The following is a 9,935-nucleotide window of genomic DNA, read 5'->3' on the forward strand; positions in this document are numbered from 1 at the left end:
GGCAATTATCGCTTCGTCAGATACTTTGGCGAACGCGGCGGGGATACCGTCGTACCTGACGCACCCGGCGCAGCATGTGTCGACATTGCAAGCCTAGTCGATCGACCAGCCGGCATCCGCGCTTCCGCTCGCTCCGTGCGAATGGATCGTGCGACCTCGGTAGCGCATACCATGATGGTCTGAACCGCCGCATGTCCGGCGACAATGCCCTGGCTCGTACCGGCGCACGAAGGTTGGCAATATGGCACTGCGCCGCTTGCACAAGTGTCATTCATCCGTCATAAGAGTGTCACATCAACGTAATCAGAAGGAGAATGACCATGATCAAGCACCTTGTCTCGGCGGGGGCGGTTTCGGCGATCCTAGCCTTGGCCGCACCGATCCACGCCAAGGACCGCACCGGTTACCAGGCAATCGCCGCGGGCGATCTTGCCGCCGCCGAGCGGATCTTGGTCGCCGAGCGCCGCATATTTCCCAGTCGGCCGGAACTCCTGCTCAATCTCGCCGCCATATATGGCCGCACCGGGCGGACGGCCGAAGCGAGCACGCTGTATGCGCGAGTGCTCAAGCTGCCCGCCACGATGCTGGACTTGCCTTCGGGCCGCGAGGCATCGTCGCACGCGCTTGCGACGGTCGCGCTCGCCGCGGTCCAGCGCAATTTGGCGGTCGCCTCTCGCTGATCGTACGCGCAAGCCGTCCGCGCCTGCACCATCAAAGGCGTGGCGGCGTCACGCCGGTCTGGCGCATGTACTTGCCCGCGCGGTCGGCATAGCTGACCTCGCAGGGCTCGTTTCCGGCCAGGAAAAGGAATTGGCACGCGCCCTCGTTGGCATAGATGCGGGCGGGAAGCGGCGTGGTGTTGGAGAACTCCAGCGTGACATGCCCCTCCCAGCCGGGTTCGAGCGGGGTGACGTTGACGATGATCCCGCAGCGCGCATAGGTCGACTTGCCCAGGCAGATGACGAGCACGTCGCGGGGGACGCGGAAATACTCCACCGTGCGCGCCAACGCGAAGCTGTTGGGTGGGACGGTGCAGACGTCGGTCTTGCGGTCGACGAAGCTGTTCGCGGCGAAGTCCTTGGGGTCGACGACCGCGGAGTCGACGTTGGTGAAGATCTTGAACTCGTCCGCGACGCGCGCGTCGTAGCCGTAGGAGCTGAGGCCGTAGCTGATGCAGCCGTCGCGGCGCTGGCTTTCGACGAACGGCTCGATCATGCGATCGCGAAGCGCGCGCTCGCGGATCCAGCGATCGGATTGGACGGACATTCGATGTTTCCCTTCCCGACCGCTTTCGCGCGGACGCGGGTGAGCGGCAAGTGGGCGTTGACACCGGTGCATGTCCGGCCCGAACAATCCCAGTGCTGACGGGAGGCTATGGGTGGGCGCTGAGGTACATGCGGTGGCGCGGTCGAAAGACCATCGCTTCTCCAAGCAGGCGGAAGCGGAAATCACGCTCTTGGCTGGGCTGGGCGTCGAGGGCGACGCGCATCTGGGCGTGACCGTCCAGCATTTGTCGCGGATCAGGGCGGACCCGACCCAGCCCAACCTGCGGCAGGTGCACCTGATCCATGCCGAGCTGTTCGACGAGCTTGCGGCTAAGGGGTTCGCGGTCGCGCCCGCCGAGCTGGGCGAGAACGTCACGACGCGCGGGATCGACCTGCTCGGGCTGCCGCGCCGAGCGCGGCTGCGATTGGGTGTGTCGGCGGTGGTGGAAGTCACGGGCCTGCGCAATCCGTGTGCGCAGATCGAGCGGCACCGGCCCGGGCTGCTCGCGGCGGTGCTCGACCGGACGCCGGAGGGGGAGCTTGTGCGCAAGTCCGGGGTGATGGCGGTGGTGGTGGCGGGCGGGACGGTTAGGCCGGGCGACACGATCGGAGTCGACCTGCCGCCGCCGCCTCATGAGCGGCTGGAGCGGGTGTGAGGCGCGCTCTGCTTGATACGGGATATGCGCTTCGATGCCGGGCCATGGCGTTGGTCGAATGGCGCACCCGAGGAGTGAAGGTCATGACGCTCGATGCGCGGGAGCGGCTGCTGCTCGTGCGTAACGGTTATGGACGACGCGATCTGTGGGTGCTCCCCGGGGGTGGAGTGAAACGAAGCGAGTCTCTGGAAGACGCGGCCCAGCGGGAGCTGATGGAGGAGGTGGCCTGCCGCTTGGACGCATTGTGCGGGCTGGGAATGTTCCGGTCGAGCGCGGAGGGCAGGCGCGACACGGTGCATCTATTCCGCGCGACCACGGTCGACGCGCCTTGTGTCGACGGGACGGAGGTGATCGAGGCGAAGTTCTTTGCGTTCGACGCCCTGCCGCCCTCGACCTCCTCCGCGACGCTGCGTCGAGTCGCCGAGCTTCGGGGCGAGCGGGTGTCTGACGGGCGGTGGTGAAGGGCGGTTCGCGGGATCGGCCGCGACTAGAAGAACTCGTCGAGCGCGAGGTGGAAGTCGATCTTTCGGCGGTCGGGACGGGCGATGCCGTAGGCACGCCACATCTCGTCCCGGAGCGAGGGATCGAACTCGCCCAGGCAGTCATGGAGGATGGCGAGATCCTGATACCGGTCGGCGATGCCCGCGCGGTCGATGTCGATGCACCCGGCGACGCGGTCGCCGTCGAGCAGGATGTTGTCGAGCGACCAGTCGCCGTGCGTGACGACGGGATCGGGTTCGAAGGGCAGGAATGCGGTCATGTGGTCCCAGAGCCGCTCGGTGCTCCACCCCGCATGATCGTCGCCGAAGTCGTCGCGATCGACCTCGCCTGCGACCATGCGCTCATGCGCGTGGGCGAGCCGAAGCGGGTGGGCGGCGTTGAACGGGCAATGGTCGGGCGGGATGGCGTGCAGCCGCTTCAAAAAGGCGATGATCGCCACGACGATGAGCCGGCCGCGCTCCGGCTCGTCGACCAGCCGCTGATGGGCGGTCCGGCCAGGGAGGGCGTCGGTCAGCAACCATGCGTCGGCCGGGGCGGCGATGAACCGACGGATGCGAGGAACCGGCATGTGCTTTGCGAGCCATGCGAGGCGGGCGAACTCGTCGATGATCTGCGGCCCGATCTCGTTCGCGCCGTGCTTGAGGTAGAGCGTCGGTCGTTCCGGCGCGTGCAATCGCCGGACGGAGCTGCCGGACTCGCCGACCAGATCGCGGCCCCAATCGTAACCGGCCACGAGTGCGGCGAGGCCGTCGGGGACCGTTACGGGCGGTACGGGGCACTCGCGTTCATTGTCGTTCATTGCATGCCCTCAGCTCGGTCCCAAGTTCGCCGGCCCGAAACTATGGGGGAGAAGGTCGGATAGTCGGTGCTCCTCCACTTGGTCGCCGGTGATCCCGCCGCACCGGATGTCGAGGTCGCGGCCGCCGAGCTGCGCGGCCTCGTTCAGGACCTGGCGGCAGCGGCCGCAGGGGCGGATGGGGTCGGTGCCGTGCGCCGCGCCGTCCGCGTCCATCAGGCCGCCGACGATGCTGATCGCGACGATGTCGGCCAGGCGACCTTGCGCGCTGGCGGTCGCGACGGCGACGGTCTCGGCGCAGAGGGATAGGCCGTAGCTGGCGTTCTCGACATTCGCGCCGGTGACGATCGCGCCGTCGGCCAACAGGACGGCGGCGCCGACGGCGAAGCGGGAATAGGGAGCGTAGGCGTTCTTGGCGGCCGATCGGGCGGCGGCGATGAGACGATCTTGGTCGGTCACTCTACCCTCGGATGTGGAGCACGCAGATGAGCGTGAAAAGGCGGCGGGCAGTGTCGAAATCGACCTCGATCTTGCCGGCGAGGCGGTCGCGGAGCAGCTCGGCGGCGTCGTTGTGGAGGGCGCGCCTGGCCATGTCGACCGTCTCGATCTGTTGGGGGGTCGAGGCGCGGATCGCCTGGTAGTAGCTGTCGCAGATCGCGAAATAGTCGCGGATGGGGCGGCGGAAGCGGCCTAGCGCGAGTACCAGCGTTTCGAGGAGCATGTCGTCCTCGCGCTTGATGTGGAGGGCGAGGCGGCCCTCCTCGACCGAGAGCGCGACGCGGTACGGGCCCGCATAGCCGTCGGGATAGGCACGCTGCGGCGCGAAGTGGTTGCCCTCGATCAGGTCGAAGATGGCGATGCGGCGTTCCTGCTCGACATCGGCCGAGCGCCACAGGATCGTGCGCTCGTCGAGCTGCACGTCGATGATGCGCGGATCGGCCATGCGCCACGCCTTACGGGCGACGTGGCGTCGTCACAATCTTATCCCCACCATTCCACGCCGGACGGGTTGAGGGGCGGAGACCGCTGGTCCAAACGGCCCGGATGGCCACCCTCGCATTCCCGACTCCCGCCGCTCTGGCCGCGGCCGAGCCGCAGCACTTGCCTCGGAACGTCGAGGCGGAGGCGGCGATGCTCGGCGCGATGATGATCGACAACCGGCTGGCGGACGATTTGCTGGATCGGCTGGAGCCCGCGCACTTTTTCGAGCCGCTGCACGGGCGTGTCTTCGCCGCGATCAAGACGCTTCGGTCGAATGACATGCTGGCGACCCCGGTGACGCTGCGCCCGATGTTCGATGCGGACGAGGGCATGAAGGAGCTGGGCGGGCCGGCGTATCTCGCGGGGCTGACGGGGAGCGGCGCGGGGCTGATCGGGGCGCGGCAGTTCGCGACGCAGATCTATGACCTGGCGATGCTCCGCGCGCTGGTGACGGTGGGGCGCACACTGGTCGACCGGGCGATGGACACATCGGAGGAGGTCAATCCGCGCGCGCAGATCGAGCTGGCGGAGGAGGAGCTGTTCAAGGTCGCGGCCGACGGCGGCGCGGAGAACGCGGTCAAGTCGTTCGCGCAGGCGACGACGATGGCGGTTAAGATGGCCGAGCGCGCGCTGAACTCGGGCGGCAATTTGTCGGGCGTGACGACGGGGCTGGACAGCATCAACGCCAAGATCGGCGGGATGCATCATTCGGACCTGATGATCCTGGCGGGGCGTCCGGGCATGGGGAAGACCGCGCTGGCGACGAATATCGCCTTCAACGCGGCCAGGCGCTGGATGCAGGATCAGCGCGACGGAATCGCGCCCGCCGACAGCGTCGGAGCCAAGGTCGCGTTCTTTTCGCTCGAGATGAGCGCGGACCAGCTGGCGACGCGCATCCTGGCGGAGCAGTCGAAAATCAGCTCCGAATCGCTCCGCATGGGCAAGATATCGAAGGCGGAGTTCGGGCAGCTGGCGGCGGCGGCGGCCGAGCTGGAGAACCTGCCGCTTTATATCGACGATACGGGCGGGCTGTCGATCGGCGCGCTGCATACGCGCGTTCGGCGGCTGCAGCGGCGGCACAATAACGAGATCGGGCTGGTGGTGGTCGATTACCTCCAGCTGCTGACCGGGGGCGGCAAGGGGTCGGCGGAGAACCGGGTGCAGGAGATATCGGAGATCAGCCGAGGCCTGAAGACGTTGGCCAAGGACCTGAACGTGCCGGTGCTGGCGCTGTCGCAGCTGAGCCGCGCGGTGGAGCAGCGCGAGGACAAGCGGCCGCAGCTGTCCGACCTGCGCGAGTCGGGGTCGATCGAGCAGGACGCGGACATGGTCTGGTTCGTGTACCGCGAGGATTATTACGTCGCGGCCAAGGAACCCAAGCGGCCGGCCGAGGGCGACGACGGACGCACATTCGACGACCATTCGAAATGGGCGGCGGATATGGAGCGGGTATACGGCCTCGCCGAGCTGATCGTGGCCAAGCAGCGGCACGGCGCCACGGGCAAGGTGACGTTGAAGTTCGACCCCACCTTCACGCGGTTTTCGGATTATGCCGGGTATTGAGCGGGCGTAAGTTCACTAAAGTTCACGCCAACGCGTCGGGGTGACAAGCGGTCGAAGGTAACGAAGGTAACGAAGGTAACGCCTAGACAGCCGGAAGTGCGATGAACCGAGCGGTTCGGCACGCCGTAGCCGGATCGATCGGTCGTGCTGTCGATGGACGTCATCGCGAGGAGTTGACGATTTCAAAGAGCGCGGGAACGGGTAGTCCCGAGTCGCTACCCGACTGGCATGAGTCGAAGCTTGTAGGACAGCGGTTTTCGCCGAGGTAGCCGATCAACAACCATCCAACGCGCGGATCGAGCGGATGTAATCGCGACCGCCCCGGTGGGCGAGGATCACGACCGCCCGGCCGTCGCATCGCCGACTGCCGGCCGAATACCGATACCTCACGCGATAGGCGCCAGAGGCGATCGGCGTGACCCTCGTCAGCCGGATCGGTTCCGGCAGACCACCGTAGAAGCGCGTGATCGCCCTGGGTGAGAACGCTCGGCTTGACCGTTTTTCCGCAACGACCTGGGCCGAAGCCTTCTCACCGTCCCCCGCGCCAAGCGCGTCGTAGAACACGCGGACCGTGGTTTCACCTGTCGCACCTGCCGCGGAAATCGACGACGGCCCTGTCCGTGGTGCCAAGTCATGCGAAGGCACCGATGTCTGGCGGCTCCCAGGAGAAGGAGACCTCCGTCCGGCACCGTATACCGATTGCTCGGGCGGCCTTCGACTGGAAGCGGGCGATCCTTCTTCGGGCCGTAGGGTCGTCCCGGTAGAGGTGTCGAGTTCCGCGGCGGCGATCGGTGGACGGTTGGACGCCGATGACGCCCTCCCGGATCGATCGGCCCCGGCCGGTGCCCGGACCGCGGCACCCGTCACCGACGTGACGTTGAGTTCGTTGAAGGCCAGAGCCCCTCCCAAGGACGCCAAGAGCACGCAGCCGAGGATGACGGGCGCGACGACCCGCCTCGAGAGCCGCCCCCGGCTTTGGCGGGCGGCGAAGGTCTCGCGAGCGCGCGAGCCGGGGATGCCATAGCCGAGCGCGGGGCGTGGCCGGTCCTTCAAGCGACTGAAGATCGCCTCCATATCCCTATGGACCGGATCGCTGAAGGGCGATGCCTTACCCTGCGTCATCGATGCAGGTCCGACCTTGACCCGAATACTAGACCGGAGCCCGCATATGAGGCTTCTCTCGACCCGATCTCTCGCCGCCCTGACGTTTCGTGATCCATGACAGTCCGTTCGAAATGCGGTGCAAACAGAATTTGCTTGGAACGGAAGACGTTAAACCAAGGTGATTATGTCGTTTAGCTGCATCGAAAGCGGCCCGGCAAGTTTTCTGAACTTCCGGGTGATGGCGGCGAGGGCGGGGCTCGCCATTCATCCGATCGGGGCGGCCACTTTCGCGGCCGCCCCGCCCATCATCCGCTGTTATTGGGCCTACCGTTCCGCTCCATAAAACACGTTCGGAGAGGGGCAAGCTACAGGTCAGTATGCGGTCGAGGTGACCGGCGTGGTGCGCGCGTTGGCCGAATTGTGGCCGCCATGATCGCGGAAGATGCGGTCGACCATCGTGGGATCCGTCGCGCCGACGCCCGTGTCGACCGAGATGAAGGTGCCGCCGCGGCCGATATGGTCGGTATAGTAGCCCGCGTCCTCCTTGGACACGCCGTGCTTGTTGAGCATCTCGTTCAGGCCGCCCGCCGCCGCGCCGAGCGCGCCGCCGATGATCGCCGCCTCGGGGGCGGCGGAGGCGGCGATCGCGCCAAGCGCGGCAAGCGGGCCGACGCCGGGAATGGCGAGGGCGGCGACACCGAGGCCCGCGCCGAGCGCGCCCCCGCCGACCAGGCCACGGATGATGGAGCCGTGACCGCCGCTCGTCTCGCCGGTGCCGCTGGTCTCGGTGGTCTTACCGTCATGCTTGGCGATGATCGACAGCGCGCGATCGGGAACGCCCGAGGCGCGCAGGTCGGCGAGCGCGCGGTCGGCCTCGGCCTCGCTGTCGAAAACAGCGGAAATATGGCTGGTGCTGGGGGTCATGATACTGGACTCCGTTCTCGGCCCGGGGAGGTCGGACACGGGTGAAGAACGGCGGGAACGGGGCGGTGTTCCCGATTTCAATGATCCATGTTCTACAACCGGGGGTCGCCGGTCGTCAGAAGATCGGGTCTTCGCCGGGCGCGTTGGCGACGTGGATGCCGCATTCGACCTTGTCCCAGCCGCGCCAACGACCGGCGCGCGGATCTTCGCCGGGCTGGACCCTGCTGGTGCAGGGCGCGCAGCCGATCGAGGGATAGCCCTGCGCCTCGAGCGGATGGCGGGGGAGCTTGTGGACGTCGAAATAGGCGTCGAGGTCGGGCTTGGCCCAGCTGGCGAGCGGGTTGATCTTCAAGCGACCGGCCTCCGCCTCGAAGCGGGGGAGGGCGCGCCTGGTGCCGGACTGGAAACCCTTGCGACCGCTGATCCAGGCGTCGAAGGGCTGGAGCGCGCGGGCGAGCGGTTCGACCTTGCGGAGTTCGCAGCATCCGTCGGGGTCGTAGGACCAGCGCAGGCCGGTCGCGTCCTTGGCCGCGAGGAGGCGGGGGTCGGGGCGGTAGACGCGCAGGTCGGTCAGGCCGAGACGTTCGGCGAGTTCGTCGCGGTAGGCGAGCGTTTCGCCGAAGATCTTTTGCGTGTTGGTGAAGACGACGGGGACATCGCGGTCGACGGCGGCGATCATGTGGAGGAGGACGGCGGACTCGGCCCCGAACGAGGAGACGGCGGCGATATGGCCGCGCAGCTCGCCGGTGAGCAGGTCGGCGAGCATGACGGGGGCGGGGACGCCGACGAACCGGGCCTCGAACGCGTCGGCGTCATCGGTCGTGTAGACGCGGCCGGTGTCGATCCAGTCAAGCGCGCGGGCGGCGTTACCCATGCCGAAGCTTCCAGACGGGCACGGCGCTGTCGGCCGCGCGCTGATACTGGTGGTCGTAGCGGTCGAGCGCGCGCTTCAGGGCGGCGGCGTCGAGCTCGTTCTCGGGAGCGAAGCTGTCGAAGCCGCAGCGGCGCATGAAGGGCAGCTGGTCGACGAGCACGTCGCCCGCCGCGCGCAGCTCGCCGGTGTAGCCGCCCTCACGCAGGATGCGGGCGGCGGAATAGCCGCGGCCGTCGCGGAAGGTGGGGAAGCTCACCTCGACGAGGGCGAGTTGGCCGAGATAGGGGAGGAGCGCGCGCGCGTCGTCCCCCGCCTCCAACCGGACGGCTGTGGCGTTGGTCTGGCCGTCGACGAAGGCCTCGAGCGTCACGTTGATCTCGTCATGCGGTTCGTCGTCGCGGAAACGGAGCAGGGGCTCGCCGCCGATGTCGGTCTGTTCGGCGTCGTTCATGGGAAACTCCTCCCCTCCCGCGCGCGGGAGGGGTCGGGGGAGGGAAGGTCCGTCCGGGTGAGGGCGGGGCTAGTGGACAGGCCCTCCCCCAGCCCCTCCCGCGAGCGGGAGGGGAGCAGGACGGAGTCCTCCCGCGAGCGGGAGGGGAGCAGGACGGAGTCCTCCCGCGAAAGGGAGGGGAGCGGATCAGCCATAGATCGCCTCCTTGAAGGGCTCCATGCCGACGCGGCGGTAGGTGTCGAGGAAGCGCTCGCCTTCCGTGCGGACGGCGAGATAATGGTCGGTGACGCGTTCGATCGCGTCGACTACGCCGTCCTCCGAGAAGCCAGGGCCGGTGATCTTGCCGAGCGAGACGTCCTCTGCGCCCGAGCCGCCGAGCGAGAGCTGGTAGTTCTCGGTGCCTTTCTTGTCGACACCCAGGATGCCGATGTGACCGGCGTGATGGTGACCGCAGGCGTTGATGCAGCCGCTGATCTTGAGTTTCAGTTCACCCAGTTCGGCCTGGCGGTCGCGATCGGCGAAGCGGGTCGCGATCTTCTGCGCGAGGGGTATCGAGCGGGCGTTGGCGAGGCTGCAGTAATCGAGGCCGGGGCAGGCGATGATGTCGGTGATGAGGTCCAGGTTGGGCTCGGCGAGGCCGGCGGCGCTGAGCTGGGTCCAGATCGCGTGGAGGTCGGCCTGACGGACGTGGGGCAGGACGATATTCTGGCTGTGGGTGACGCGGAGTTCGTCATGGCTGTAGCGTTCCGCCAGGTCGGCCATGAAGTCGATCTGCTCGGCGGTGGCGTCGCCGGGGATGCCGCCGATGGGCTTGAGGCTG

At 67.4% G+C, this 9,935-nt stretch carries 12 protein-coding genes and 1 pseudogene; 4 read left to right on the forward strand and 9 right to left on the reverse strand.

Annotated features, from left to right (window positions below; all coding sequences use genetic code 11):
* Window positions 1-320 precede the first annotated feature (320 nt).
* A complete protein-coding gene (locus ACFE71_RS07975) occupies window positions 321-680 on the forward strand; it encodes a tetratricopeptide repeat protein (protein WP_375428274.1) in 360 nt (119 codons plus the stop codon).
* A 31-nt stretch (window positions 681-711) separates the two neighbouring features.
* Here ACFE71_RS07975 and dcd read toward each other — a convergent pair whose 3' ends face one another.
* On the reverse strand, window positions 712-1,266 hold the full coding sequence (gene dcd / locus ACFE71_RS07980) for a dCTP deaminase (RefSeq protein ID WP_375428275.1): 555 nt from the start codon (window positions 1,264-1,266) through the stop codon (window positions 712-714).
* 112 nt (window positions 1,267-1,378) lie between these two features.
* On the opposite strand from dcd, the gene ACFE71_RS07985 reads away from it, so the two are divergent.
* Complete coding sequence (locus tag ACFE71_RS07985; protein WP_375428276.1) at window positions 1,379-1,921, forward strand: MOSC domain-containing protein; 543 nt, start codon at window positions 1,379-1,381, stop codon at window positions 1,919-1,921.
* Between the two features lie 44 nt (window positions 1,922-1,965).
* Window positions 1,966-2,382 carry an NUDIX domain-containing protein gene (locus ACFE71_RS07990; RefSeq protein ID WP_375428277.1) on the forward strand — a complete coding sequence of 139 codons (417 nt, stop codon included), beginning with the start codon at window positions 1,966-1,968 and terminating at the stop codon, window positions 2,380-2,382.
* 26 nt (window positions 2,383-2,408) lie between these two features.
* On the opposite strand, the gene ACFE71_RS07995 is transcribed toward ACFE71_RS07990, so the two are convergent.
* From ACFE71_RS07995 to ACFE71_RS08005, 3 genes are read right to left on the reverse strand one after another with little or no spacing between them, the layout of a single operon-like run.
* On the reverse strand, window positions 2,409-3,221 hold the full coding sequence (locus tag ACFE71_RS07995) for an APH(3') family aminoglycoside O-phosphotransferase (RefSeq protein WP_375428278.1): 813 nt from the start codon (window positions 3,219-3,221) through the stop codon (window positions 2,409-2,411).
* A gap of 9 nt (window positions 3,222-3,230) precedes the next feature.
* The gene (locus ACFE71_RS08000) at window positions 3,231-3,677 is read right to left on the reverse strand and encodes a cytidine deaminase (protein ID WP_375428279.1); all 447 of its coding nucleotides are present in this window, start codon (window positions 3,675-3,677) and stop codon (window positions 3,231-3,233) included.
* Window position 3,678: 1 nt separating this feature from the next.
* Entirely contained in the window at window positions 3,679-4,161 is a 483-nt protein-coding gene (locus tag ACFE71_RS08005) for a UPF0262 family protein (RefSeq protein WP_375428280.1), read from the reverse strand.
* 101 nt (window positions 4,162-4,262) lie between these two features.
* On the opposite strand from ACFE71_RS08005, the gene ACFE71_RS08010 reads away from it, so the two are divergent.
* Window positions 4,263-5,762: a replicative DNA helicase gene (locus ACFE71_RS08010; RefSeq protein WP_375428281.1), complete on the forward strand. Its 1,500-nt coding sequence runs from the start codon at window positions 4,263-4,265 to the stop codon at window positions 5,760-5,762.
* Window positions 5,763-6,035: 273 nt separating this feature from the next.
* Here the strand turns inward: ACFE71_RS08010 and ACFE71_RS08015 are convergent, their stop codons facing one another.
* The 5 genes and pseudogenes from ACFE71_RS08015 to ACFE71_RS08035 form a co-directional block, all read right to left on the reverse strand.
* A complete protein-coding gene (locus ACFE71_RS08015) occupies window positions 6,036-6,326 on the reverse strand; it encodes a hypothetical protein (protein WP_375428282.1) in 291 nt (96 codons plus the stop codon).
* Between the two features lie 912 nt (window positions 6,327-7,238).
* A complete protein-coding gene (locus tag ACFE71_RS08020) occupies window positions 7,239-7,790 on the reverse strand; it encodes a hypothetical protein (RefSeq protein ID WP_375428283.1) in 552 nt (183 codons plus the stop codon).
* Window positions 7,791-7,905: 115 nt separating this feature from the next.
* Window positions 7,906-8,664, reverse strand: coding sequence for a phosphoadenylyl-sulfate reductase (locus ACFE71_RS08025; RefSeq protein WP_375428284.1), 759 nt, complete (start codon window positions 8,662-8,664; stop codon window positions 7,906-7,908).
* Window positions 8,657-9,115 carry a DUF934 domain-containing protein gene (locus tag ACFE71_RS08030; protein WP_375428285.1) on the reverse strand — a complete coding sequence of 153 codons (459 nt, stop codon included), beginning with the start codon at window positions 9,113-9,115 and terminating at the stop codon, window positions 8,657-8,659. Before ACFE71_RS08030 ends, ACFE71_RS08025 begins: the two co-directional genes overlap by 8 nt.
* Before the next feature lie 186 nt (window positions 9,116-9,301).
* Window positions 9,302-9,935, reverse strand: a pseudogene (locus ACFE71_RS08035) (nitrite/sulfite reductase); the annotation flags it as partial.

The organism is uncultured Sphingomonas sp. (genome assembly GCF_964237155.1).
Classification (GTDB): domain Bacteria; phylum Pseudomonadota; class Alphaproteobacteria; order Sphingomonadales; family Sphingomonadaceae; genus Sphingomonas.

Excerpts from the sequence above, each read along its gene's own strand:
- ACFE71_RS07975 (WP_375428274.1), top strand. The coding sequence starts at position 321 with ATGATCAAGCACCTTGTCTCGGCGGGGGCGGTTTCGGCGATCCTAGCC.
- dcd (WP_375428275.1), bottom strand. The coding sequence starts at position 1,266 with ATGTCCGTCCAATCCGATCGCTGGATCCGCGAGCGCGCGCTTCGCGAT.
- ACFE71_RS07990 (WP_375428277.1), top strand. The coding sequence starts at position 1,966 with ATGGCGTTGGTCGAATGGCGCACCCGAGGAGTGAAGGTCATGACGCTC.
- ACFE71_RS07995 (WP_375428278.1), bottom strand. The coding sequence starts at position 3,221 with ATGAACGACAATGAACGCGAGTGCCCCGTACCGCCCGTAACGGTCCCC.
- ACFE71_RS08005 (WP_375428280.1), bottom strand. The coding sequence starts at position 4,161 with ATGGCCGATCCGCGCATCATCGACGTGCAGCTCGACGAGCGCACGATC.
- ACFE71_RS08010 (WP_375428281.1), top strand. The coding sequence starts at position 4,263 with ATGGCCACCCTCGCATTCCCGACTCCCGCCGCTCTGGCCGCGGCCGAG.
- ACFE71_RS08020 (WP_375428283.1), bottom strand. The coding sequence starts at position 7,790 with ATGACCCCCAGCACCAGCCATATTTCCGCTGTTTTCGACAGCGAGGCC.
- ACFE71_RS08025 (WP_375428284.1), bottom strand. The coding sequence starts at position 8,664 with ATGGGTAACGCCGCCCGCGCGCTTGACTGGATCGACACCGGCCGCGTC.
- ACFE71_RS08030 (WP_375428285.1), bottom strand. The coding sequence starts at position 9,115 with ATGAACGACGCCGAACAGACCGACATCGGCGGCGAGCCCCTGCTCCGT.